We start from the raw sequence: 23,469 nt of genomic DNA, 5'->3' as shown, positions 1-23,469 counted from the left end.
GACCCTCAATAGGAGGGGGTTAGTTGCGAAGAAAGTAACTAGCATCGTGACAGTCGCGGCATCGATCGTGACCTTAGTGATTTTCACTGCCTTTGACACTTACCAATAGGTGAGGTGCGTCAAGGGTGATTCTTTATATATTTGGCTTGGAGTTTACTGGTATGTCTAACCAGAGAATCCGTATCCGTTTGAAGTCTTTTGATCATCGTTTAATTGATCAATCTGCTCAAGAGATCGTAGAAACAGCAAAGCGTACTGGCGCACAAGTATGTGGTCCAATTCCGATGCCTACACGCATCGAACGCTTCAACGTTCTTACTTCACCGCACGTTAACAAAGATGCGCGTGACCAGTATGAAATCCGCACCTACAAACGTTTGATCGACATCGTTCAACCTACAGATAAAACTGTTGATGCATTGATGAAATTAGATCTTGCGGCTGGTGTTGACGTTCAGATCGCATTGGGTTAAGGCTTTCGGTTAATTAACACTCTAAGTTAATTAAGCCGCTTTTTTAGAGGTTTACACACATGGCTATTGGTTTAGTCGGTCGCAAGTGCGGTATGACCCGTATCTTCACAGAAGCCGGCGTCTCTGTGCCAGTTACAGTGATCGAAGTTGATCCAAACCGCATCACGCAAATCAAGACGCTTGAAACTGATGGTTATCAAGCAATTCAAATCACTACTGGTGAACGTCGCGAATCTCGCGTAACGAATGCTCAGAAAGGTCACTTTGCGAAAGCGGGTGTTGCTGCTGGTCGTTTGGTTAAAGAATTCCGCGTTTCAGAAGCTGAGCTTGAAGGTCGTGAAGTTGGTGGTACGATCGGTGTTGATTTGTTCGCAGTTGGTCAAGTAGTTGACGTAACTGGTCAATCAAAAGGTAAAGGTTTCCAAGGTGGTGTTAAGCGTTGGAACTTCCGTACGCAAGACGCAACTCACGGTAACTCTGTATCTCACCGTGTTTTAGGTTCTACAGGTCAAAACCAGACTCCTGGACGCGTGTTCAAAGGCAAGAAAATGGCCGGTCACCTAGGTGATGAACGCGTAACAGTACAAGGTCTTGAAATCGTATCTATTGACGCTGAACGTTCTGTTCTAGTTGTTAAAGGTGCTATTCCTGGTGCAACTGGCGGTGACGTAATCGTACGTCCTACCATCAAGGCCTGAGGGGAAATAACGTGAATTTAAAAACTGTTTCCGGCTCTGCTGTTGAGTTGTCTGAAGTTGCTTTCGGACGTGAGTTTAATGAAGCGCTTGTACACCAAGTTGTAACTGCTTATCTAGCAGGTGGTCGTCAAGGTTCTAAAGCTCAGAAATCACGTGCTGACGTATCTGGCGGTGGTAAAAAGCCATTCCGTCAAAAAGGTACTGGCCGTGCTCGTGCTGGTTCTATTCGTAGCCCAATCTGGGTTGGCGGTGGTAAAACTTTTGCTGCGCGTCCACAAGACTGGTCTCAAAAAGTTAACCGTAAAATGTACCGCGGTGCAATGCAATGTATCTTAGCTGAACTTGTTCGCCAAGATCGTCTTGTATTGGTTGAAGAGTTTGCTGTTGCAGCTCCAAAAACTAAAGACTTGCTTGCTAAACTGAACGACTTGAATGCAACTCGCGCATTGATCGTTACTGAAGCTGTAGATGAAAACTTGTATCTAGCAGCGCGTAACCTTCCACACGTTGATGTGGTTGATGCAACTGCAATCGATCCTGTGAGCTTGATCGCGTTCGATAAAGTTGTGATGTCTGTGGCTGCTGCTAAGAAAATTGAGGTAGAACTCGGATGAACAACGAACGTATCTATCAAATCCTCAAAGGACCAGTCTTCTCAGAAAAGGCACAAGTTTTAGGTGAAACTGCTGGTGTTCAAGTTTTCAAAGTTGCACTTGATGCAAACAAACTTGAAATCAAAAAAGCAGTTGAGCAATTGTTTGGTGTAGAAGTTGTTAAAGTTAACACGACTATCACTAAAGGTAAGACTAAGCGCTTTGGTAAAACATTAGGACGTCGTTCTGATGTTAAAAAAGCATACGTCACCCTGAAAGCTGGCCAAGATGTAGAGATGGCTGACTTGGGCGATACCGCTGAAAGCGCAGCGGAATAAGGACGAGAATTATGCCGATTCAAAAATGTAAGCCAACGTCTCCAGGACGTCGCTTTGTAGAGAAAGTCGTTCACGACCATCTTCACAAAGGCGCGCCTTACGCACCGTTGGTTGAAGCTAAAAAACGTACTGGTGGCCGTAATAATAATGGTCATATCACGACTCGCCACGTAGGTGGTGGTCATAAACAGCACTACCGTCTTGTTGACTTTAAACGTAACAAAGATGGCATTCCTGCTGTTGTAGAGCGTATCGAATACGATCCTAACCGTACTGCACACATTGCATTGTTGAAGTATGCTGACGGTGAACGTCGTTATATCATCGCACCTAAAGGCTTGCGTGCTGGCGATAAAGTACAATCTGGTAACGATGCTCCAATTCGTCCAGGTAACTGCTTGCCACTTCGTAACATGCCAATCGGTTCTACACTTCACAACATCGAACTTAAAATCGGTAAAGGTGCTCAGTTAGCACGTTCTGCTGGTACTTCAGTTCAATTGTTGGGTCGTGATGGTTCTTACGCGATCGTTCGTCTACGTTCTGGCGAAATGCGTAAAATCCATGTTGAATGCCGCGCTGTAATTGGTGAAGTTTCTAACCAAGAAAACAACCTGCGCTCACTAGGTAAAGCTGGTGCTGCACGCTGGCGTGGTGTTCGTCCTACCGTACGTGGTATGGCAATGAACCCGGTTGATCACCCGCACGGTGGTGGTGAAGGGCGTAACAAAGGTATTCAACCTGTAAGCCCATGGGGTCAAAAAGCTAAAGGGTACAAGACACGTACCAACAAGCGTACGACTAAGATGATTATTCGCGACCGTCGCGTCAAGTAAAGGAATCTGACTAATGCCTCGTTCTCTGAAAAAAGGTCCATTCGTCGATGCGCACTTGTTCGCTAAGGTTGAAGCGGCTGTTGCGGCTAATAACCGTAAGCCGATCAAGACTTGGTCTCGTCGTTCGATGATCCTTCCAGATTTTGTTGGTTTAACAATTTCTGTTCACAATGGTCGTAACCACGTTCCAGTAATTATTACTGAACACATGGTTGGTCATAAACTCGGTGAATTCGCGCCAACTCGTACCTATCGTGGTCACGGTGTTGACAAGAAGTCTAAACGTTAATGGGTGCTATGATGGAAGTAACTGCTAAATTACGCGGTGCCGCTATCTCGGCACAAAAAGCTCGTTTGGTTGCAGATCTAATTCGTGGCAAATCTGTTGCTCACGCGCTTAACATCTTGAACTTCAGCAACAAAAAAGCTGCAGCTCTTGTTAAGAAAGCATTGGAATCTGCGATTGCAAACGCTGAACACAATAACAGTTTAGATGTTGACGACCTTAAAGTTTCTACGATTTACGTTGATGAAGGCATGAGCCTTAAACGTATTATGCCACGTGCTAAAGGCCGTGCAGATCGTATTACTAAGCGTACTTGTCACATCACCGTTAAGGTAGGGGTTTGATATGGGTCAGAAGGTTCATCCAATCGGTATCCGCCTAGGTGTTGTGAAACGTCATAACGCTAACTGGTATGCGAGTCCGAAACAATACGCTGAATACTTGCTTAAAGATCTTCAAGTTCGTGAGTTTTTAACTAAAAAACTTAAGAGCGCGATGGTCAGCAATATTCTTATCGAACGTCCAACAGGCGCTGCTAAAGTAACAATTAGCACTGCTCGTCCTGGTATCGTAATCGGTAAAAAAGGCGAAGATATTGAAAAATTACAACGTGAGCTCACCGCTATTATGGGTGTGCCTGCGCAAGTAAGCATCAACGAAATTGATCGCCCAGACTTAGATGCGCGTCTAGTTGCTGAAGCTATCGCTTCTCAATTGGAAAAACGTGTAATGTTCCGTCGTGCTATGAAGCGTGCGGTACAAAACACAATGCGTGCCGGTGCTAAGGGTATCAAAGTTGAAGTATCTGGTCGTTTAGGTGGTGCTGAAATCGCACGTACTGAATGGTATCGTGAAGGTCGTGTACCTTTGCATACGCTTCGTGCTGACATCGACTATGCAACTATGCGCGCTGAAACAACTTACGGTACGATTGGTGTTAAAGTTTGGATCTTCCGTGGCGAGATCTTGGGTGGCATGAAACAAGTCATGAACCCAGCTCCAGCTGAAGAACGTCCAGCTAAACGCGGTCGCGGTCGTGGTGAAGGTCAAGAGCGTCGTGGTCGTCGCGCTGCAGACAAGGGAGAATAATCCATGTTGCAACCAAAACGTACCAAATTCCGTAAAGTGCATAAAGGCCGTAACACTGGTCTAGCACATCGTGGTAGTACAGTATCATTTGGTTCGATTGCTATTAAAGCGACTGAACGTGGTCGTATGACTGCGCGTCAGATCGAAGCTTGCCGTCGTACCATTAGCCGTCGTATTAAGCGTGGTGGTAAAATCTTCATCCGCGTATTCCCAGACAAGCCAATCACCGAAAAGCCATTAGAAGTTCGTATGGGTAACGGTAAAGGTAACGTGGAGTACTGGGTTTGCGAGATCAAGCCAGGTAAGATCCTGTACGAAATTGAAGGTGTGAACGAAGAACTAGCAACTGAAGCGTTCAAGCTTGCTGCTGCTAAACTTCCGTTTAAAACCACAATCGTGACTCGGACGGTAATGTAATGAAAACTAAAGATCTACGTGAAAAATCGGTAGAAGAGTTGAAAGCTTTGCTTGATGAGCAACAGCTTAACCAATTCCGTCTTCGTATGGCGAAAGCAACTGGTCAATTGGGTAAATCGCACGAAGTGCAACTTACTCGCAAGACTATTGCGGTTATCAAGACACTCCTTACCGAAAAACAGGGGAACGGACAATGAGTGAAAAAACAGTCCGCACGTTAACCGGCAAAGTCGTAAGCGACAAAATGGACAAGTCTATTGTTGTGCTTATTGAACGCCGCGTTCAACACCCGTTGTATGGCAAATCAATCCGCCGTTCAACTAAACTACACGCTCATGATGAGAACAACGTTGCTAAACTTGGTGACCTTGTGACTATCAAAGAAAGCCGCCCAATTTCTAAAACTAAGTCATGGACATTAGTTGAAGTTGTTGAAGCAGCTGCTGAGTAATTAGACGTTCTTGTTGCATCATCGGACAATTTCGAGTACTCTTTGAGCCTTTCGAAATTGTGACCGGTGATGCTCGGTTTTGGAGTAGGGCAATGATTCAAACCGAAACGATGCTCGACGTAGCAGACAACAGTGGTGCTCGCCGCGTACAATGTATTAAAGTACTTGGTGGTTCACATCGTCGTTATGCTTCTGTTGGCGACATTATTAAAGTTACTGTAAAAGAAGCTATTCCACGCGCACGTGTTAAAAAAGGTGACGTGATGAATGCTGTAGTTGTACGTACAAAGTTCGGCATTCGTCGTCCAGATGGTTCAGTGATCCGTTTTGATGACAACGCTGCTGTGATTTTGAACAACAACAAAGCGCCGATTGCTACTCGTATTTTCGGACCAGTGACTCGTGAACTTCGTACTGAACAGTTCATGAAAATTATTTCACTGGCTCCTGAAGTTCTATAAGAGGCAATCATGGCTAAGATCAAAAAAGGCGATCAAGTAATTGTGATCGCAGGTAAAGAAAAAGGCAAACAGGGTACTGTTCTGTCTGTTTCTAATGACCGCGTTAAGGTTGAAGGCCTTAACTTGGTGAAGAAGCACCAGAAGCCAAACCGTGTAACCGGCGCTGAAGGCGGTGTTGTTACTCAGGAAGCTTCGCTTCACATCTCTAACGTGGCAATTTTTAATGCTACAACCCAAAAGGCTGACCGTGTTGGTTACCAAACGATTGATGGCGTGAAAACTCGCGTTTACAAATCAAATGGTGAATCAGTGGCGGCAGCGAAGTAATAGGTTGAAATAGGCAATGGCCAGACTTAAAGCGCGTTATAACGACGAACTTAAAGCTCAATTACAAGAACAATTGGGCATTAAGAATGTGATGGAAATTCCTCGCATCACTAAAATCACCATTAACATGGGTGTTGGTGCAGCTGCTGCTGACAAAAAACTCCTTGATGGTGCACTTTCTGATATGCAAGCAATTGCTGGTCAAAAACCAGTTCTTACATTAGCTCGTAAATCTATCGCGGGTTTCAAAATCCGTGATGGTTGGCCGATCGGCTGTAAAGTTACTTTACGTGGCGAGCGTATGTACGAATTCTTGGACCGTTTGATCTCTATCGCGATCCCTCGTATCCGTGACTTCCGTGGTTTCTCAGCGAAATCATTCGATGGTCGTGGTAACTACTCTATGGGTCTTAAAGAACAAATCGTTTTCCCTGAAATCGATTTCGATAAGATTGATCGTATTCGTGGTATGGACATTACCATCACTACGACTGCTCGCACCGATGACGAAGGCCGTGCGCTTATGCGTGCATTCGGCTTCCCGTTCAAATAAGAGGTCGATATGGCTAAGAAAGGTATGATTAATCGCGAATTGAAACGCGAAGCTACTGTTGCTAAATACGCTGCAAAACGTGCTGAATTAAAAGCGACGATTGCAAACGTAAATGCAAGCGACGAAGAACGTTTCGAAGCGATGATGAAGTTACAAGCATTACCTCGTAATGCGTCTCCAGTACGCCTTCGTAACCGTTGTGGTTTAACTGGTCGTCCTCATGGTTACTTCCGTAAGTTCGGTCTAAGCCGTAACAAATTACGTGACACAGTAATGCAAGGTGATGTACCGGGCGTTGTTAAGGCAAGCTGGTAAGGAGCGACTATAAATGAGTATGCAAGATACCGTTGCCGACATGCTAACACGTGTTCGTAACGCACAAATGGCGAAGAAACAAACTGTTTCTATGCCAAATTCTAAGTTGAAGGTTGCTATTGCAAACGTTCTTCAACAAGAAGGTTACATTTCGAATGTAGAAGTTGCTGAAGCTGAAGGCAATAAAGCAACTTTGACCATTACGTTAAAATATTTCGAAGGCAAACCAGTTATCGAAACCGTTAAGCGCGTAAGCCGTCCAGGTCTGCGCCAATACCGCGGTAAAGATAATCTTCCAAGCGTTAAGCAAGGTTTGGGTATTGCAATTGTTTCTACAAGCAAAGGCATCATGACTGATCGCGCTGCACGTGCTGCGGGCATCGGTGGTGAAGTTATTGCTTTTGTTTCATAATAGGTGATTCCTCATGTCTCGTGTGGCTAAAGCCCCAGTAACTGTACCTAACGGTGTAACAGTTACTCAGAACGGCCGGCAGGTCGAAGTGAAAGGCAGCAAAGGTACATTGTCTTTCAACCTGCATGCGCTGGTCGAGCTAAAACAGGAAGAAGGTAAACTTCAAGTTGCTCCAGTTAAAGAGTCGAAAGACGCTTGGATGCAAGCTGGTACTGCTCGCGCTGTGTTAAATAACCTTGTTAAAGGTGTTAACGAAGGCTTCGAACGTAAATTGCAATTGATCGGTGTTGGTTATAAAGCTGCGGTTAAAGGTAACGTTGTTAACCTTAACCTTGGTTACTCTCACCCAATCGATTATGCACTTCCTGAAGGCGTAACTGCAGAAACTCCAACTGCAACTGAAATCGTATTGAAATCTGCGAACAAACAGTTGTTAGGTCAAGTAGCTGCTGACATCCGTTCATATCGTGAGCCTGAGCCATATAAAGGTAAAGGTGTTCGTTATTCGGATGAAGTTGTCCTTCGTAAAGAAGCTAAGAAGAAATAAGGCGCGAGGTTCTTATGAACGAAAAGAAACAATCCCGTTTGCGTCGTGCGAAAAGCACACGCTTGCACATCCGTGCATTGGGTGCGACTCGTTTGTGTGTAAACCGCACTCCGCGTCACATCTATGCTCAAGTTATCTCAGCAGATGGTGGCAAAGTTTTAGCGCAAGCTTCTACTTTAGATGCATCTTTACGTAGTGGTACTACTGGTAATGTTGAAGCGGCAACTAAAGTTGGTGCTTTAATCGCGGAACGTGCTAAAGCAGCTGGTATTACTAAAGTTGCGTTTGACCGTTCTGGTTTCAAATATCATGGTCGTATCAAAGCCTTGGCTGATGCTGCTCGTGAAAACGGCTTGGAGTTCTAATCATGGCTAAAGTTGAACAAAACGAAGGTCTTGTTGAAAAGCTGGTTGCCGTTGATCGTGTAGCCAAAGTTGTTAAGGGTGGTCGTATCTTCTCTTTCACAGCATTAACGGTTGTGGGTGATGGTAATGGTCGTGTAGGTTTTGGTCGTGGTAAAGCGCGTGAAGTTCCAGCTGCTATTTCTAAAGCACTTGAAGCTGCTCGTCGCAACATGATCACGGTTGATCTTGCAGGTACTACTCTGCAACACCCTGTGAATGCTCGTCATGGTGCAAGCCGTGTATACATGCAACCTGCTTCAGAAGGTACTGGCGTAATCGCTGGTGGCGCAATGCGTGCCGTTCTTGAGGCTGCAGGTGTACAAAACGTACTTGCTAAATGTTATGGTTCTACTAACGCTGCGAACGTTGTTAACGCGACTTTTAAAGGTCTGCGTGACATGACTTCTCCTGAGAAAGTTGCTGCGAAACGTGGTCTTTCAGTAGAACAAATTCAAGGGTAATCAATCATGAAAACGATTAAAGTTACCCAGACTAAATCTGCTTCGCACCGCTTGAAAAATCACAAGCTTTGCCTTCAAGGTTTAGGTCTGCGTCGTATTGGTCATACTGTAGAAGTGCAAGATACACCTTCTAACCGCGGTATGATCAACCAAGTCTACTATATGGTTAGTGTAGAGGAATAAGCCATGACTCTGCGTTTAAATGAACTTGCGCCTGCAGAAGGTGCAAAACGTGAAAATCGTCGTCTAGGTCGTGGTATCGGTTCTGGCGTTGGTAAGACTGGTGGTCGTGGTATCAAAGGTCAAAAATCACGTAAAAGTGGTGGCGTTCGTCCAGGCTTTGAAGGTGGTCAAACTGCACTTTACCGTCGTTTGCCTAAATTCGGCTTCACTAGCCAAATCGCTTTGAAAACTGCTGAAGTACGTTTATCTGAGCTTAGCAAAGTGGAAGGCGACATTGTTAGCCTTGAAACTTTGAAAGCTGCGAATGTTGTTCGTAAAGACATGATTCGCGCTCGTATCGTGCTTTCTGGTGAAATCACTCGCGCATTCACTATCCAAGGTGTTGCGGTGACTGCAGGCGCTAAAGCAGCTGTTGAAGCTGCTGGCGGTAAAGTCGAGGAGTAATCACTAGTGTCTATGTCTCCTAGTTCTTCAGGTCATGTTCACATGATGAAAGGCCAGCCATTTCACGTGAAATATCGTGAAATTATTCGCCGAATGATGTTTCTCATCGGGGCGTTGTTGGTGTTTCGACTAGGAGCGCATATTCCAGTACCGGGCATTAATAATGCTGCACTTGAGAACCTCTTCAATGCAAACCAAGGTACGATCCTTGGTTTGTTTAATATGTTTTCAGGTGGCGCATTAGAGCGAATGTCTATTCTTGCGCTTGGGATCATGCCATACATCTCTGCTTCAATTATTGTGCAGCTGATGTCTACAGTGGTTCCACAGCTCGAAGCTTTGAAAAAAGAAGGCGAGCAAGGCAAACGTAAGATTAACCAATATACGCGACAAGGAACATTGTTGCTGGCACTGGTACAGTCCGTCGGGATGTGTGCAGGTCTGATCAGTCAGGGAATTACTTTGACGTCAGGCATGGCATTTTATATTCCTGCTGTGACTTCTTTAGTTGCTGGTACTATGTTCTTAATGTGGTTAGGAGAACAAATTACTGAACGCGGTGTCGGTAATGGGATCTCCATGATCATTTTTGCGGGTATTGTGGCTGGGTTGCCTAATTTGATTATGCAATCATTTACCTCAATCGAAAATGGCCAAGCAAGTTTGATTGGTCTGGCAGTTTTTGCACTGCTTTCATTAGGTGTGTTGGCCGCAATTGTGTTTATTGAGAAAGCACAGCGTCGTATCCCTGTGAACTACGCACAAAAACAGCAAGGTCGACGTGTATTTACCGCGCAGCAAAGCCATTTGCCATTGAAAATTAATATGGCGGGCGTGATTCCTGCAATTTTTGCCAGTTCATTGCTTTTGTTCCCTGCGAGCTTAGGTCAGTGGGTGGGTAGTGCAGATCCGAATGCGGGTATTATCAAGCGTAGTCTGCAAGATTTGGCTTTAGTTTTATCGCCTGGACAACCTTTGTATTTGGTGCTCTTTGGTGCGTTAATTATCTTTTTCTGTTACTTCTACACTGCGCTGGTTTTCAGTCCAAAAGAAGTTTCAGAGAACTTGAAACGCAGCGGAGCTTATGTGCCTGGTATTCGTCCAGGTGAGCAAACTGCTCGTTACTTAGATCATATTCTCAATCGTTTGACCTTTATTGGTGCGATTTACATTACAGTGATCTGTTTGATGCCGATGGTATTGCAAAGTTCATTTGGTATTCCATTCTCTTTGGGTGGTACCTCTTTGCTGATCGTTGTAGTTGTAGTGATGGACTTTATGGCTCAGCTTCAAGCACATCTCACCTCGCACCAGTACGATAACCAAACGTTAATGAGAAAAACGACTGCTCATCCGAAGGGATAAGCGCACTTAGAGGTTTCATCATGAAAGTACAAGCTTCTGTAAAGAAAATTTGTGGTAGCTGTAAAGTTATCCGTCGTAATGGGGTTATCCGCGTGATTTGTAGCGCAGAACCTCGTCATAAGCAGCGTCAAGGTTAATCTGATCAAGACCTGTTGATTTCAGTAGGCTAATTAGGTTAATATCCGCCCCTCAAGATTTTTTGTGGGGCGGTTGATTATCTACTGCCTTTTTGGAGAAAAGTGAATGGCTCGTATTGCCGGTGTAAACATTCCGGATAACAAGCATGCTGTTATCTCCCTCACGTACATCTTTGGTATTGGTCGCCACACTGCTAAGAATATCTTAGCTGCTGTTGGTATCGCTCCAACAACTAAGATCCGTGAATTGGATGATGCTCAGCTTGATGCGATTCGTGCAGAAGTTGCTAAGGTTCCGACCGAAGGTGACTTACGTCGCGAAATTTCCATGAACATTAAACGTTTAATGGATCTAGGCTGCTACCGCGGTCTTCGCCATCGTCGCAGCTTGCCTGTCCGTGGTCAACGCACCAAAACTAACGCACGTACCCGTAAAGGTCCGCGCAAACCGATTAAAAAGTAAGATTTCTGGAAGCTAAAAGATGGCTAAAGATACTCGCACACGCAAGAAGGTCACTCGTACCGTCTCTGAAGGTGTTGCACACATTCACGCGTCTTTTAATAACACCATTGTAACGATTACCGATCGTCAAGGTAATGCATTGGCTTGGGCCACCTCAGGTGGACAAGGCTTCCGTGGTTCACGTAAATCAACTCCGTTTGCTGCTCAGGTAGCTGCTGAAGTTGCTGGTAAAGCAGCTTTGGATTACGGTTTGAAAAACCTAGACGTCCTTGTGAAAGGTCCTGGTCCTGGTCGTGAGTCTGCGGTTCGTGCATTAGGCGCAGTGGGTTATAAGATTAACAGCATTACCGATGTGACACCAATTCCTCACAACGGTTGCCGTCCACCTAAAAAACGTCGCGTGTAAGGAGAAACATTCATGGCTCGTTATATTGGTCCAAAATGCAAACTCTCTCGCCGCGAAGGGACAGACCTGCAATTAAAATCTGGCGTTAAACCATTTGACGTTAAGACTAAAAAACATGCTAAAGCTCCTGGCCAACATGGTGGAGCTCGTGGCAGTAAACAATCTGAGTACTCACTACAATTACGTGAAAAACAAAAAGTACGTCGCATGTACGGTGTTTTAGAGCGTCAATTTAGTAACTACTATAAAGAAGCAGCTCGTGTTAAAGGCGCAACTGGCGAGAACTTGTTAAAGTTACTTGAAAGCCGTCTTGATAACGTCGTTTATCGCATGGGTTTTGGTTCTACACGTGCAGAAGCTCGTCAGCTCGTATCTCACCGTAGCGTTACTTTGAATGGTCGTCGTGTTAACATTGCGTCTATCCAAGTTAAAGCTGGTGATGTGATTGCAGTTCACGAAAGCGCTAAACAACAATTACGTATCAAAAACGCAATTGAGTTGGCTGCGCAACGTGGTATTCCTTCTTGGATGGAAGTTGACCATTCTAAATTAGAAGGTACCTTCAAAGCTGCTCCAGATCGTTCTGATTTACCTGCTGAAATCAACGAAAGCTTGATTGTAGAATTGTATTCTAAATAATCCTTGAGGTAGCAATAATGACGCGTACTGCAAACGAGTTTCTAACTCCGCAAGCGATCAAGGTCGAAGCGGTTAGCGGGACCTCGGCAAAAGTGATTCTAGAACCTTTAGAGCGTGGCTTTGGTCATACTCTAGGTAATGCTCTACGTCGTATTCTATTGTCATCTTTACCTGGCGCAGCTGTGGTTGAAGTTGAGATAGAAGGTGTCGAGCACGAGTACAGTACTTTAGAAGGCTTGCAGCAGGACATCGTCGAGCTCTTGCTGAACCTAAAAGGATTGTCTATTAAGCTGTTCGATCAAAACGAAGCTTACTTAACGTTGGAAAAACAGGGTCCTGGCGATGTAACTGCTGCTGACCTTCGTCTACCTCACAACGTTGAAGTGGTTAACCCAGAGCATTTGATCGGCACATTGAGTGCTTCAGGTTCATTGAAAATGCGCCTGAAAGTCTCTCAAGGTCGTGGTTATGAAACATCTGACTCACGTTTCCCAGAAGGCGAGACTCGCCCAGTGGGTCGTTTACAGTTGGATGCTTCTTATAGCCCAATCAAACGTGTATCTTACACCGTAGAAAACGCGCGTGTAGAACAACGTACTGACCTTGATAAGCTGGTCATTGATCTTGAAACCAACGGTACTGTTGATCCTGAAGAAGCAATCCGCAAAGCGGCAACAATCTTGCAACAACAAATTGCAATTTTTGTTGATCTTCAGAAAGACCAGGCACCTGTGGCTCAAGAACCTCGCGAAGAAGTTGACCCAATTTTGCTTCGTCCAGTAGATGATCTTGAGCTTACTGTTCGTTCTGCTAACTGTTTGAAAGCAGAAAATATTTACTACATTGGTGATCTTGTTCAACGTACTGAGGTTGAGTTGTTAAAAACTCCAAACCTAGGTAAGAAATCGTTGACTGAGATTAAAGATGTTTTGGCTTCGAAAGGCTTGCAACTCGGCATGCGTTTAGAAAACTGGCCACCAGCTAGTTTGCGCATGGACGACCGTTTCGCCTATCGTAGCCGTTAATTAAGTAGGACTATCACCATGCGTCATCGTAATAGTGGTGTGAAATTAGGCCGTACCAGCAGCCACCGTAAGGCGTTGTTCCAAAATTTAACCAATGCACTTGTTGAGCATGAGTTAATCAAAACAACTTTGCCTAAAGCGAAAGAACTTCGTCGCGTTGCTGAGCCTTTAATCACTTTAGCTAAAAACGATACAGTAGCAAACCGTCGTTTGGCGTTTGCTCGTACTCGTAATGCAGCAACTGTAGGTAAATTATTTACCGTTCTTGGCCCTCGTTACAAAGAGCGTAACGGCGGTTATCTACGTGTTCTTAAAGCGGGCTTCCGTGCAGGTGATGCTGCACCGATGGCTTACGTTGAGCTTGTAGATCGCGAGCTTAAATCTGCTGAATAATTTCACAGATTTAAAAAAACCGGCTTAATGGCCGGTTTTTTTTATGCTTTTTATTTTGTTTACTGTCCGTTCAGCTTTATCTGTATGACGAATAGGTGGTGTGGTTAAAATTATGTTTTAATCATTTTCTCTAGCATGAACCTTTAAAAGTATGATGAGCAAGCAGATTGATGTTCTAATTATCGGTGCGGGTATTTCGGGGATTGGCCTCGCTGCACATCTTGCTCAGCAATGTCCAAAACGACAATTTGCGATTCTCGAAGCACGGGAGAGCATCGGCGGTACTTGGGATTTATTCCGCTATCCCGGTATTCGTTCTGACTCGGATATGACGACTTTTGGCTATCGTTTTAAGCCGTGGCGCAAAGCAAGTGTGCTGGCTGATGCGGCTTCTATTCGAGGGTATCTGTCAGAAGTCGTTGATGAACAACATTTGCGCGAAAAAATCTATTTTGGCCATCGGGTGATCGCTGCGAATTACGATTCAGCAACCAAACAATGGTGGGTTGAAGTCATCAATGCACAACAGGAAAAACAAACCTGGATCGCCAATTTTATCTTTTCCTGTACCGGCTATTATGACTATGCACAGGGTTTTTTGCCTCACTATCCAAATCAAACTGCCTTTCAAGGTCAGTTGATTCACCCACAGCATTGGCCGGAGTCGCTAGATTATCAGGGTAAGAAGATTGTGGTGATTGGTAGCGGTGCCACTGCGATCACGTTAGTTCCAGCCTTGGTGCAAGGTGGGGCTGGGCATGTAACCATGCTGCAACGTTCACCCACCTATATTGCTTCGATTTCTGCCTTGGATCAGATGTATCATAAATTGCGTAAATGGCTGCCAGAACAGACCGCTTATCAACTGATCCGTGGTCGTAATATTGTAACGCAGCGCTTGATCTACGCCTTGGCTCGTAAATATCCTCAGCTGGTCCGTACCTTTTTATTGCATGCGGTGAAAAAGCAGTTGCAGGGGAAAGTCGATATGAAGCATTTCACGCCACATTATTTTCCCTGGGAGCAGCGTCTCTGTGTGGTGCCTGATGGTGATCTCTTCCAGGTACTGAGAGATGGGCAGGCGAGTGTAGTTACCGATGAGATCGAACATTTCACCGAACATGGAATTCAGCTGAAATCTGGACAACATCTGGATGCGGATATTATTGTGTCTGCCACCGGCCTGCAAATTCAGGTCCTGGGTGGGATTCAGGCAACAGTGGATGGTAAACCCATTGATCCTGCTCAACACCTGCTTTATCAAGGAATGATGCTCAATAATGTACCGAACTTGGCCATGATGATTGGTTATATCAATGCATCGTGGACGCTTAAGGTCGATATTGTTGCAGATTATCTCTGCAGTTTATTAAATTATATGGATCAGCAAGGCTATGCCGAAGTCATGCCGGCTGGCCAGGCAGAGCAACTTCCTCAGAGTGTTATGGGAGGCTTAACTGCAGGGTATATCCAGCGTGCTACTCACTTAATGCCAAAGCAGGGGGCAACATCTCCTTGGAAAATGACCAATAATTATCTGGCAGACCGTAAAGCATTAAAACATGCAAGTTTTGAGGATGGTATTCTAACTTTCCGTAGCTGATTGTTCAGCTGTTTACCATTCCTATCGCCAGATGCTATCGCTGAAATGATGCATGAAATGCTGTTGAGTTGGGTTAAACTAGACACCTTATCAAACGTTGGGGATAAACATGTCAGAAGAAATGAGCTTGGAAGAGCGTAAAGTGATTTATCGTGCACGTCGTGGTTTGAAAGAAATCGATGTGTATTTTGATCCTTATGTGAAACAGTATTATTTGCAAGCTGATCCTGCTGAAAAAGCCTTATTTGCTGAATTGGTTGCTCAAGAGGATCCGGATTTGCTGGACTGGTTTATGGAAGTCACCGAACCACCACGCCCAGAGCTTAAAACGTTTATCGCGAAGCTTAAAAATTACATTCATGGCTAAGCCACGTGCTTTTCAATTGAAACGCAGCCGTATCGCGCTTGCGTTTCAGTGTTTGATATTCATGATCTTGCTTGCACTGCTATATGCTGTTGTCAATCCAGTCCTTTGGTTGATCTGTGCCGTGTTAGGCTTGATGAGTTATCTACTGTTTCGTAAACGGGCAGATTTGTTGCGTTTAGAGCATCTTGATGCGGATGATTGGTCTGTACTGTATCGCCAATCCTCACAGGTATTGCAGCTACAATTGCATCAAGTTATTGATCATCAACTGTATATCGTGCTGTACTTTCAAGGGAGTAAAATCCCGCCTATCGTGATCTGGTGTGATCAATTGACAGTTCCACAATGGAAATCTTTAAAACAGTTAGCGCTGCTCAATCATTAGCGAGTAAAGTCAAATTTCTTTCTAAAGTAGTTAGGCTTTTATTGGGTTATCCTAAAAAGATAAGTTTATTATCGTATTGTGGATAACATGTGATTTATCCACATCTAACACTACAGTTATCCGCAATTTAAAAAATTTTAATGCCATTATGGGCTTGTAGACCATAACGAAGCAGAGTGGCCGCCAAAGATTGAGCAAGCCGCACGACAATGAAATAAATTTTAAAAAGACGCCTCATGAACTTTCGGGCGAGGTCAACAATTTATTCGCCCGAGAGGTAACATCAATTTAAGTTATTTCTGAGCCAATTGAGCTTCTAGCAGCTTGATCTGTTCTTCTTTAAGTTTGATTAAGTCATCGGCATCTTTGTGTTGCTGTTGCAGGCTATTTTCTTGCTCTTTCAGCTGTTGCTGCACATCTTCCAGTTTGGCGATTTCATCTTTGGCCAGGGTCTCATTTTCAGCAACGGGCGCTTTTAACAGACTGTCATCGACGAGCGTGGTAGCAGGCTCAGAAGCAGCAGCTGCAACCTGTGCTTGGACTTCAGCTGGTTTTACTTGTGGCTTAGTCATCGGTTGACCGATCACGGCTTCGGTATTGGCGGCAGATGGATCTTCTGCCAAGAACTGGGCATAGGCCACATAGGCACCCACCAGAATAACGATCGTACCAATAATTCCCCATAATAAGGTGGAGGTGTTTTTTTGCTCTAATGTCATGAATCGAACCTTTATTCGGAACGACGAGGCTTGAACTGTATAACCCCAATTTCATCGGGTTCAGCAGGAATTTCCGGCTGTTCCACATGGGTTGGCCGGTTCTCGCTGTAACCACATTCTATACATTCAATCCACTCGTCATCAGCAGAGGTCAGCATGACAACACGGTCCAAAGCTTCACATTTTGGACACTTCACACCTGCAATAAAACGACGTTTAATATTCATCATTCTAACCATCTGCTGATCAAATTAGGCGCCTAGTTTAAGCCGTTTTGGGGCGGTTCGTCCAACCTTGATGACGTAACAATGCATCTATTTTTGGCTCCCTTCCGCGGAAACTGATAAATGCGTCAAGCGCTTTTTCTTTTCCGCCAACTGCTAGGATTTTCTTACGAAACTCATGTCCAGTCTCGGTATTAAAAATCCCTTCATTTTCGAAACGGTCAAAGGCATCACTGGCCAGAACTTCAGCCCATTTGTAAGAGTAATAGCCTGCTGCATAGCCGCCGGCAAAGATGTGGGTAAAGCTGTGCTGAAAGCGGTTATAGGCCGTCGTTGGTGCAACTGCATATTTGGCACGAATAGCATCGAGTGTGCTTTGAATTTGTTCGGTTGTTAATGCAGGGGTTTGGCAGTGAATTTCCAGGTCAAACAGGGCAAATTCAAGCTGGCGTAAGGTCTGCATTCCAGATTGGAAGAAGCGTGCAGCAAGCAAAGCTTCAAGCAGCTCATGAGGCAAACTTTCTTTGCTTTTGATATGTTCGCTGAGTAAGTCCAGACTATGCTGATCCCAAGTCCAGAATTCCATAAACTGGCTAGGCAGTTCAACCGCATCCCAGGCTACCCCGTGCGTGCCGGCAACCGCAATATTGTCGACTTCGGTTAATAAATGATGCAAGCCATGACCAAATTCATGGAACAGGGTATTCACTTCGTCATGGGTTAATAGCGCCGGCTGATTACCGACTGGTGGGGTAAAGTTACAGACCATGTAACAGATCGGTTTTTGCAGACCTTGAGCAGTTTGCATGCGTGAACGGAAGCCACTCATCCAGGCACCACCACGTTTGCCACTCCGTGCATATAGGTCAAAATAAAATCCGCCCAGCACTTGGCCCTGATCTTCCAGCTCAAAATAGCGGGCGTCCGGATGCCAGACTGGCGCTGTACGCTCAATAATCTGTACACCATAAAGGCGGTTCACAATCTGGAACAGACCTTGCAAAATTCTTGGTACAGGAAAATAAGGTTTCAGGGCTTCTTGCGAAAGATTAAAACGCTGCTGCTTTAATTTTTCCGAATAATAGGTGGTATCCCAAGGTTGGAGTGTTTCGATGCCATCACTTTGAGCCATTGCCTTCAGCTCAGCAATCTCAGCCAGTGCCGGTGTCAAGGCATGTTCAGCCAGTTCAACCAAGAACTGTTGCACTGCTTGCACATTCGGCGCCATTTTGCTGGCTAGAGAATATTCAGCATAATTGTTGAAACCCAATAACTGTGCCATTTCCTGACGCAGTGCCAAAATTTCTTGCATGATGGCGCTGTTGTCAAATTCTGTATGCTCAGATTGATCAGATGCACGGGTCGTGTAGGCTCGATAGAGTTCTTCACGCAGACTGCGGTCATCCGCATAGGTCATAATTGCCAGATAAGATGGAATATCAAGGGTCGCGACTGCCAGATCAAGTTCACGCTGTGCACCATACTGTTTCAGTAATTCAATACTTGATGCTGGTAAACCCTGGAGTTGTTGCTCAGTCAAAGGCTTATGATAGGCTTGGGTCGCATCTAGCACATGATTGGAAAAATCAGAGGAGAGTTGTGACAGGCGTGCAGAAATTTCGGCATAACGTTTTTTGGCTGCACCTTCGAGTGCCACACCTGAAAGTTTGAAATCTCGCAGAGCCAGTTTGACGGCACTTTGCTGGGCTGCGCTTAATTCACTAAATTCGCTACGGTCGTGCACCTGCTGATAGGTTTGATAGAGAACGGTATGTTGGCCCAGTTGTGTGTAATAGTCACTTAAAGCTGGAAGTAGAGACTGGTAGATTTCCCGTGTTTCCGTGTTATTCATCACGGCATTCAAATGCGATAGGATGCCCCAAGATTCATTGAGCTGGTTCTCTAAACCGTCAATATCCGCTAAGACCTCACGCTGCGCCGAAAATTGCTGAGGTACCTGTTGTAAGCCCTTGAGAAAATCCAAGCCATGCTGTAAATGCTGTTCGATCTGTTGTTTCAGTTCAGTAAGCTGAATTTGCTCAAACTGTGGAACAGGTAATGTTGCGTGTTCTAAAGTCATATGGATGCTACAAATGGTGTTCTTGCCTTTAGATGTAAGTCTTGTCGTTACTGAAATCAAGCGGTGAAGTGATTTTATTTCTGCGGAACAAACTTCAGTGAGAGTGTGAGGTCTGGAAAAAAATGGGAGCCAAAGCTCCCATTTTGTTTTACCTAAGCGAATTTACTCAGTGCGAGGTTTAGCATTGGATTTTTTCTTTTTGACTTTGTCTTTTTTCTTTGCTTTCTCTTTGCTTTTCACATCTGCTTTAGCCGACGATTTTTTGCCCGGCTTTTTAGTGTAAGCGCTTGGTTTGCTCTTGGGCTTTTTCTTACGTTCAGGTGTATCGCGCTCTTCAGTTGAGGGCGTCCGTTTGTCGGCGGCATAGACTTGTTCATCGATTGCCGGTTTTGCAACACGTGGGGCACGACTGCGAATAATCCGGCCAGCATGGGTCAGTTGTTTGACCAAGGCAAAATCAATTTTGCGTTCTTCCAGATTGACGCCTGCCACTTTAATCAGGACTTCATCCCCGAGGCTAAAACTCTGTCCACGGTTTTGTCCAACCAGACTTTGGCTGGCTTGATCATACACAAAGAAGTCATCCCCGAGCTGGCTGACGTGAATCATGCCGTCGATATAAAAATTCTTTAATGTCACAAATAGGCCAAACTCAGTCACTGCACTGACCACACCAATAAAGTCTTCACCCAGATGCTGCTGCATATAGTGGCACTTCAACCACATGGTCACGCTACGTGAAGCTTCATCGGCACGGCGTTCGGTTTGTGAGAAATGTTCTCCGGCATCATCTAGCGCAGCACCAGAAAGCGGATATGTTTTTTGTTGCAGTTGCGCTTTGATGGCACGGTGTAACAGTAAATCCGGATAACGGCGAATCGGTGAGGTGAAATGTGTATAGGCCTCATAAGCCAAGCCGTAGTGACCGGAATTTTTGGCGCCGTAATAGGCCTGCATCATGGAACGCAATAACACTGCATGAATACTTGGTGCATCAATACGATCTTTGGTTGCATCAATTACTGCCTGATAGTCCGCTTGTGTTGGCTGTTCCGGGAAATTCAGTCCCAGCAGTTTGACAAAATCGCGGACTTTCTGAATACGGGAAAATTCTGGTGGCTCATGCACCCGGTACAAGATCGGGATCTCATTTTTCAGCGCATAGTCTGCTGCTGCCACGTTGGCCAGTAACATACATTCTTCGATCAGCTTGTGCGCATCATTACGGCTACGCGGCAAGATTTCATCAATCCCGCCGAGCTGGTCAAAGGTCATGTAGGTTTCAATGGTCTCAAATTCCAATGCATGACGTTGGCTACGCAAAGTAGTGAGCACCTGATAGAGCTGGAAGAGCGTATTCAGTGATTTCTGTACTGCACGATCAGCGGGAATGACCTCACTGTCACCTTGGAAATATTTGGCGACCTGATTGTAGGTGAGGCGTGCCTTGGAGTGCATGACGGCCGGATAAAACTCATAATCGGTGACCCGGCCAGCACGTGACACTTTCAGGTCACACACCATGCACAAGCGATCAACATGGGGATTGAGCGAACACAGCCCATTGGATAAGGCTTCAGGTAACATCGGTAACACGAAGTGTGGGAAGTAGACGGATGTGCCACGTTCCACCGCTTCCTGATCGAGTGCTGAATCAAGTTTGACATAATGACTCACATCGGCAATCGCAACAACTACTCGGTAGCCACCACCCGGACGTTTTTCTGCATACACGGCATCATCAAAGTCACGGGCATCTTCACCATCAATGGTTACTAAGGCCAGATCACGTAAATCAACACGACCTTCACGGTCTTTCTCGCCCGGTTCTTTGTAGCTGGCGGCTTGTTTGAGAACGTCTTCTAGGAACTCATATGGCAGACCAAATTCCAGAATGGTCTGTGGGATAATGATTTCGGTATCCGATTTATCTGCCATCGATTGCACAATATGGCCGGTCGCGAGTTCTTCACGGGTTGGGTAGTCATCAATCGCGACGCGGATGGAATCTCCCAGTTTGATCTGCGCATGTTCGATCAATTCTTTTTCGAGCGTGATCGGTTGATGAGCATTTGGCATGCTCGGCTGGACAAAGTATTCATTGTCATAGCAGCTGACTTTGCCAATAATCTGTTTGACCCGACGCTGGGTCACTTCGCTAATAAAGCCCCAAGGCTTGCCTTTACGGTCTACCGAGGTCTGGCGTACTTTAACGCGGTCACCATTAAATACTAAACGCAGTTCGCGTTCGGGAAGTAACAAGTCGTCTTGGCCATCGACCTGGGCAATGCCGAGACCCTTACTGTTGATATAAACAGTTGCATCATGTGTCGGTTGATCAGTGGCCAACTGAAACTTGAAACCATCTTTCATGAGTTGGCCATCACGCACCATTGCACTCAGGCGATGATTTAGCGCTTCAATGCTCTGCTGATCCTGGATTGCAAAATGCTCGACCAGATCTGCATGTGATTGCGGGGATTGTAATTGTTCAATCGTATCAGTAATCAGTGTGCGGCTTGGAATAGGATTGTCGTAGCGTTCGGCTTCGGCTTTTGCTTCAGGATCGACCCAGTTTTTCATAATATCTTTTGGCTTTACGTCAGAACATAGCTTTAAGCATAAGTCATGCTGAGTAAGACTGCACGTCATTGCGTACAATATTCTTGTTTATACGGTGTTTTCCATCCGATTTTTTCTTGGAGATCCTGCTATATCCCGGATAAACCGGTAATTCAAACCGCTTTTTGGGGTAAATTGCTTAAAAAATATTTAATTGAACCAAAAATACGGTTTTTTTTAGGGGTATCCCTTGAAGAACCGAAGTTTAGTTTGTATTATGGCGGCTCGTTACGGTGAGATGGGTGAGTGGCTGAAACCACGTCCCTGCTAAGGACGCATACGGGCAACTGTATCGAGGGTTCGAATCCCTCTCTCACCGCCACGTTTACTTACGTGAAGCGCTCATAGCTCAGCTGGATAGAGCACTTGGCTACGAACTAAGGGGTCGGGAGTTCGAATCTCTCTGAGCGCACCAAGTAAGTTAAACGAAAATGAAACACAAGTATATGCGCTCATAGCTCAGCTGGATAGAGCACTTGGCTACGAACTAAGGGGTCGGGAGTTCGAATCTCTCTGAGCGCACCAACTTGAATAAGAAACCGCTTTATAGCGGTTTTTTTGTGCCTGAAATTTTTTAACAAATTCATCTGCATCTGCGTAAGCAAGTTAGTTTTTACCTGTCCTGTTTTTTTCTGTCACTTTTTATTCATCAAAACTGTACCAGTCAGCAGTATTTTTACTGCTTGAATATAAAACAGGAGCTGAAAAAACAAGATTTTCTGAAAAATAGAACAATATCTAAACGTTTGGTTGCAGTTCAATGAAAAAAAGCTCATCTTTCAATAAAAACTGCGTATAATGCAACGCATCAGGTACGCGCTCATAGCTCAGCTGGATAGAGCACTTGGCTACGAACTAAGGGGTCGGGAGTTCGAATCTCTCTGAGCGCACCATTTCCTTGTTTGATCACATCCGACTTAATCCTAATATTATTAAAAATTAATAACTTATATCTACCTATTGTCCGATAATGTCCGAAGGCGTTTTAGGATACCGCAAGTTTTTACGGTATTTTTTACGGTACATCCTGTTTCTTGAAAAAATATACCGTAAAAAAGATGCCTAAATTAGTTGTCAGTCTTACAGACTCAAAAATTAAATCTGCAATATCAATGCAAAAGAAAACATTTGAAAAAATTATTAAACTTTCAGATGGTGGTGGCCTTTATCTGTTATTAGATAAAAAAGGCGGGGCATATTGCAATGCTGTTCACTTAAGCATTTGAAGCATGGCGGAGTTTAGTAGAGAATCCGATGTCAGGTTTGGCATCGGATTTTTTATGGTGTTTCAGCAGGATCTTCTCGACCTCAACGGTCTGTTTAACTTCTTGGATCTGAGTACCTTTACTCACAACATACCCATTGAGTGGGTTGAATCCGCGCTCAGGTTGAGCAGCTCAGCTACTATTCGTAGGCGGCGCCTGCCTGCAGATCAGGTACTCTGGCTGGTTCTCGGGATGGCAATTTTTCGTGATGAGCCTGTCCATGAAGTGGCAAGAAGACTGAATATTTGCGCTCAGGGACTGGCCTCTCTTGACCTGCTGGCGCGCAGTGGGGTGACTGAAGCCCGTAAACGTCTTGGTGCGGATCCTGTGGAGTGGTTATTTTGCCAGACAGGTCAACACTGGGGACACGAGCGTTATCCAGGTGATCAATGGCAGGGGCTTCAGGTTTTTGCTGTCGATGGTGCGTTGTTCAGAACCCAGGATACGACCGATCTTCGCGAGCACTTTGGCTCAGGCAATACTTCCAC

The 23,469-nt window shown here is 45.1% G+C and carries 36 protein-coding genes, 4 tRNA genes and 1 pseudogene; 37 read left to right on the top strand and 4 right to left on the bottom strand.

All coding sequences use genetic code 11. The features are described from left to right. Positions 1 to 161: 161 nt before the first annotated feature. The 31 genes from rpsJ (at position 162) to PAE54_RS07070 (ending at position 16,071) form a co-directional block, all read left to right on the top strand. The gene (rpsJ, locus tag PAE54_RS07220) at positions 162 to 473 is read left to right on the top strand and encodes a 30S ribosomal protein S10 (protein ID WP_000070912.1); all 312 of its coding nucleotides are present in this window, start codon (positions 162 to 164) and stop codon (positions 471 to 473) included. Between the two features lie 59 nt (positions 474 to 532). Continuing rightward, positions 533 to 1,171 (top strand): 50S ribosomal protein L3, encoded by a 639-nt coding sequence (gene rplC, locus PAE54_RS07215; RefSeq protein ID WP_326518921.1) that lies wholly within the window; start codon positions 533 to 535, stop codon positions 1,169 to 1,171. 11 nt (positions 1,172 to 1,182) lie between these two features. Then, positions 1,183 to 1,785, top strand: coding sequence for a 50S ribosomal protein L4 (rplD, locus tag PAE54_RS07210; RefSeq protein ID WP_273778388.1), 603 nt, complete (start codon positions 1,183 to 1,185; stop codon positions 1,783 to 1,785). Continuing rightward, positions 1,782 to 2,102 carry a 50S ribosomal protein L23 gene (gene rplW / locus PAE54_RS07205; protein WP_273778389.1) on the top strand — a complete coding sequence of 107 codons (321 nt, stop codon included), beginning with the start codon at positions 1,782 to 1,784 and terminating at the stop codon, positions 2,100 to 2,102. Before rplD ends, rplW begins: the two co-directional genes overlap by 4 nt. 11 nt (positions 2,103 to 2,113) lie before the next feature. Next, complete coding sequence (gene rplB, locus PAE54_RS07200) at positions 2,114 to 2,938, top strand: 50S ribosomal protein L2 (protein ID WP_273778390.1); 825 nt, start codon at positions 2,114 to 2,116, stop codon at positions 2,936 to 2,938. Between the two features lie 13 nt (positions 2,939 to 2,951). After that, positions 2,952 to 3,227, top strand: coding sequence for a 30S ribosomal protein S19 (gene rpsS, locus PAE54_RS07195; RefSeq protein WP_004985338.1), 276 nt, complete (start codon positions 2,952 to 2,954; stop codon positions 3,225 to 3,227). A gap of 11 nt (positions 3,228 to 3,238) precedes the next feature. After that, positions 3,239 to 3,568, top strand: coding sequence for a 50S ribosomal protein L22 (gene rplV, locus PAE54_RS07190; protein ID WP_130172996.1), 330 nt, complete (start codon positions 3,239 to 3,241; stop codon positions 3,566 to 3,568). Between the two features lies 1 nt (position 3,569). Then, positions 3,570 to 4,313, top strand: a complete 744-nt coding sequence (rpsC, locus tag PAE54_RS07185; protein ID WP_442784388.1) for a 30S ribosomal protein S3 — start codon at positions 3,570 to 3,572, stop codon at positions 4,311 to 4,313. Positions 4,314 to 4,316: 3 nt separating this feature from the next. Next, positions 4,317 to 4,730: a 50S ribosomal protein L16 gene (rplP, locus tag PAE54_RS07180; protein WP_273778391.1), complete on the top strand. Its 414-nt coding sequence runs from the start codon at positions 4,317 to 4,319 to the stop codon at positions 4,728 to 4,730. Then, the gene (gene rpmC, locus PAE54_RS07175; RefSeq protein ID WP_273778392.1) at positions 4,730 to 4,927 is read left to right on the top strand and encodes a 50S ribosomal protein L29; all 198 of its coding nucleotides are present in this window, start codon (positions 4,730 to 4,732) and stop codon (positions 4,925 to 4,927) included. The genes rplP and rpmC overlap by 1 nt, the downstream gene beginning before the upstream one ends. Next, a complete protein-coding gene (gene rpsQ, locus PAE54_RS07170; protein WP_273778393.1) occupies positions 4,924 to 5,181 on the top strand; it encodes a 30S ribosomal protein S17 in 258 nt (85 codons plus the stop codon). Before rpmC ends, rpsQ begins: the two co-directional genes overlap by 4 nt. A gap of 92 nt (positions 5,182 to 5,273) precedes the next feature. Next, a complete protein-coding gene (rplN, locus tag PAE54_RS07165; RefSeq protein WP_001982634.1) occupies positions 5,274 to 5,642 on the top strand; it encodes a 50S ribosomal protein L14 in 369 nt (122 codons plus the stop codon). 9 nt (positions 5,643 to 5,651) lie between these two features. Beyond that, entirely contained in the window at positions 5,652 to 5,969 is a 318-nt protein-coding gene (gene rplX / locus PAE54_RS07160) for a 50S ribosomal protein L24 (protein ID WP_273778394.1), read from the top strand. Positions 5,970 to 5,985: 16 nt separating this feature from the next. Beyond that, complete coding sequence (gene rplE / locus PAE54_RS07155) at positions 5,986 to 6,522, top strand: 50S ribosomal protein L5 (RefSeq protein WP_273778395.1); 537 nt, start codon at positions 5,986 to 5,988, stop codon at positions 6,520 to 6,522. A 9-nt stretch (positions 6,523 to 6,531) separates the two neighbouring features. Then, positions 6,532 to 6,837: a 30S ribosomal protein S14 gene (rpsN, locus tag PAE54_RS07150; RefSeq protein WP_004825185.1), complete on the top strand. Its 306-nt coding sequence runs from the start codon at positions 6,532 to 6,534 to the stop codon at positions 6,835 to 6,837. A 13-nt stretch (positions 6,838 to 6,850) separates the two neighbouring features. Next, on the top strand, positions 6,851 to 7,249 hold the full coding sequence (rpsH, locus tag PAE54_RS07145; RefSeq protein WP_326518920.1) for a 30S ribosomal protein S8: 399 nt from the start codon (positions 6,851 to 6,853) through the stop codon (positions 7,247 to 7,249). Between the two features lie 13 nt (positions 7,250 to 7,262). Then, positions 7,263 to 7,796, top strand: a complete 534-nt coding sequence (gene rplF, locus PAE54_RS07140; RefSeq protein WP_273778397.1) for a 50S ribosomal protein L6 — start codon at positions 7,263 to 7,265, stop codon at positions 7,794 to 7,796. Positions 7,797 to 7,810: 14 nt separating this feature from the next. Beyond that, the gene (rplR, locus tag PAE54_RS07135) at positions 7,811 to 8,161 is read left to right on the top strand and encodes a 50S ribosomal protein L18 (protein ID WP_273778398.1); all 351 of its coding nucleotides are present in this window, start codon (positions 7,811 to 7,813) and stop codon (positions 8,159 to 8,161) included. Positions 8,162 to 8,163: 2 nt separating this feature from the next. After that, complete coding sequence (gene rpsE, locus PAE54_RS07130) at positions 8,164 to 8,661, top strand: 30S ribosomal protein S5 (RefSeq protein ID WP_273778400.1); 498 nt, start codon at positions 8,164 to 8,166, stop codon at positions 8,659 to 8,661. Positions 8,662 to 8,667: 6 nt separating this feature from the next. After that, positions 8,668 to 8,844: a 50S ribosomal protein L30 gene (gene rpmD, locus PAE54_RS07125; protein ID WP_273778402.1), complete on the top strand. Its 177-nt coding sequence runs from the start codon at positions 8,668 to 8,670 to the stop codon at positions 8,842 to 8,844. Positions 8,845 to 8,847: 3 nt separating this feature from the next. Further along, entirely contained in the window at positions 8,848 to 9,288 is a 441-nt protein-coding gene (gene rplO / locus PAE54_RS07120) for a 50S ribosomal protein L15 (RefSeq protein WP_273778403.1), read from the top strand. Between the two features lie 45 nt (positions 9,289 to 9,333). Beyond that, positions 9,334 to 10,653 carry a preprotein translocase subunit SecY gene (gene secY / locus PAE54_RS07115; protein ID WP_273779393.1) on the top strand — a complete coding sequence of 440 codons (1,320 nt, stop codon included), beginning with the start codon at positions 9,334 to 9,336 and terminating at the stop codon, positions 10,651 to 10,653. 20 nt (positions 10,654 to 10,673) lie between these two features. Beyond that, positions 10,674 to 10,790 (top strand): 50S ribosomal protein L36, encoded by a 117-nt coding sequence (gene rpmJ / locus PAE54_RS07110; protein WP_000867907.1) that lies wholly within the window; start codon positions 10,674 to 10,676, stop codon positions 10,788 to 10,790. A 106-nt stretch (positions 10,791 to 10,896) separates the two neighbouring features. Continuing rightward, a complete protein-coding gene (gene rpsM, locus PAE54_RS07105) occupies positions 10,897 to 11,253 on the top strand; it encodes a 30S ribosomal protein S13 (protein ID WP_273778404.1) in 357 nt (118 codons plus the stop codon). Positions 11,254 to 11,272: 19 nt separating this feature from the next. Next, positions 11,273 to 11,659, top strand: a complete 387-nt coding sequence (gene rpsK, locus PAE54_RS07100) for a 30S ribosomal protein S11 (RefSeq protein ID WP_001040166.1) — start codon at positions 11,273 to 11,275, stop codon at positions 11,657 to 11,659. 12 nt (positions 11,660 to 11,671) lie between these two features. Then, positions 11,672 to 12,298, top strand: coding sequence for a 30S ribosomal protein S4 (gene rpsD, locus PAE54_RS07095; RefSeq protein WP_273778405.1), 627 nt, complete (start codon positions 11,672 to 11,674; stop codon positions 12,296 to 12,298). A 17-nt stretch (positions 12,299 to 12,315) separates the two neighbouring features. Further along, a complete protein-coding gene (locus PAE54_RS07090) occupies positions 12,316 to 13,323 on the top strand; it encodes a DNA-directed RNA polymerase subunit alpha (protein ID WP_004691292.1) in 1,008 nt (335 codons plus the stop codon). An 18-nt stretch (positions 13,324 to 13,341) separates the two neighbouring features. Further along, entirely contained in the window at positions 13,342 to 13,716 is a 375-nt protein-coding gene (rplQ, locus tag PAE54_RS07085; RefSeq protein ID WP_273778406.1) for a 50S ribosomal protein L17, read from the top strand. Between the two features lie 154 nt (positions 13,717 to 13,870). Further along, positions 13,871 to 15,319, top strand: coding sequence for a flavin-containing monooxygenase (locus PAE54_RS07080; RefSeq protein ID WP_326518955.1), 1,449 nt, complete (start codon positions 13,871 to 13,873; stop codon positions 15,317 to 15,319). Between the two features lie 109 nt (positions 15,320 to 15,428). Further along, positions 15,429 to 15,686 carry an FAD assembly factor SdhE gene (locus PAE54_RS07075; protein ID WP_273778407.1) on the top strand — a complete coding sequence of 86 codons (258 nt, stop codon included), beginning with the start codon at positions 15,429 to 15,431 and terminating at the stop codon, positions 15,684 to 15,686. Then, on the top strand, positions 15,679 to 16,071 hold the full coding sequence (locus tag PAE54_RS07070) for a hypothetical protein (RefSeq protein WP_273778408.1): 393 nt from the start codon (positions 15,679 to 15,681) through the stop codon (positions 16,069 to 16,071). Before PAE54_RS07075 ends, PAE54_RS07070 begins: the two co-directional genes overlap by 8 nt. A gap of 293 nt (positions 16,072 to 16,364) precedes the next feature. Here PAE54_RS07070 and PAE54_RS07065 read toward each other — a convergent pair whose 3' ends face one another. From PAE54_RS07065 to rnr, 4 genes are all read right to left on the bottom strand, one after another. Next, on the bottom strand, positions 16,365 to 16,790 hold the full coding sequence (locus tag PAE54_RS07065) for a hypothetical protein (RefSeq protein WP_273778409.1): 426 nt from the start codon (positions 16,788 to 16,790) through the stop codon (positions 16,365 to 16,367). A gap of 11 nt (positions 16,791 to 16,801) precedes the next feature. After that, positions 16,802 to 17,011 (bottom strand): YheV family putative zinc ribbon protein, encoded by a 210-nt coding sequence (locus PAE54_RS07060; protein ID WP_273779396.1) that lies wholly within the window; start codon positions 17,009 to 17,011, stop codon positions 16,802 to 16,804. A gap of 43 nt (positions 17,012 to 17,054) precedes the next feature. After that, positions 17,055 to 19,094 carry a M3 family metallopeptidase gene (locus tag PAE54_RS07055; protein ID WP_442784387.1) on the bottom strand — a complete coding sequence of 680 codons (2,040 nt, stop codon included), beginning with the start codon at positions 19,092 to 19,094 and terminating at the stop codon, positions 17,055 to 17,057. A 162-nt stretch (positions 19,095 to 19,256) separates the two neighbouring features. Continuing rightward, positions 19,257 to 21,680 carry a ribonuclease R gene (rnr, locus tag PAE54_RS07050; protein WP_326518953.1) on the bottom strand — a complete coding sequence of 808 codons (2,424 nt, stop codon included), beginning with the start codon at positions 21,678 to 21,680 and terminating at the stop codon, positions 19,257 to 19,259. A 268-nt stretch (positions 21,681 to 21,948) separates the two neighbouring features. Between rnr and PAE54_RS07045 the strand changes: the two genes are divergently transcribed. The 6 genes and pseudogenes from PAE54_RS07045 to PAE54_RS07020 form a co-directional block, all read left to right on the top strand. Further along, a tRNA-Ser gene (locus tag PAE54_RS07045) sits at positions 21,949 to 22,038 on the top strand. Positions 22,039 to 22,054: 16 nt separating this feature from the next. Continuing rightward, positions 22,055 to 22,131: transfer RNA gene (locus tag PAE54_RS07040), tRNA-Arg, on the top strand. A gap of 33 nt (positions 22,132 to 22,164) precedes the next feature. After that, a tRNA-Arg gene (locus PAE54_RS07035) sits at positions 22,165 to 22,241 on the top strand. Positions 22,242 to 22,532: 291 nt separating this feature from the next. Then, positions 22,533 to 22,609: transfer RNA gene (locus tag PAE54_RS07030), tRNA-Arg, on the top strand. A gap of 165 nt (positions 22,610 to 22,774) precedes the next feature. Continuing rightward, a pseudogene (locus PAE54_RS07025) lies at positions 22,775 to 22,906 on the top strand (integrase); the annotation flags it as partial. A gap of 90 nt (positions 22,907 to 22,996) precedes the next feature. Continuing rightward, on the top strand, positions 22,997 to 23,469 hold a 473-nt coding region (locus tag PAE54_RS07020; RefSeq protein WP_326518919.1), incomplete at its 3' end, for a transposase domain-containing protein.

The sequence above is a fragment of the Acinetobacter minutum genome (genome assembly GCF_035916735.1).
Lineage (GTDB): Bacteria > Pseudomonadota > Gammaproteobacteria > Pseudomonadales > Moraxellaceae > Acinetobacter.
The sequence above is the reverse complement of the archived record's forward strand: the minus strand, read 5'-3'. Positions and strand labels throughout refer to the sequence as shown.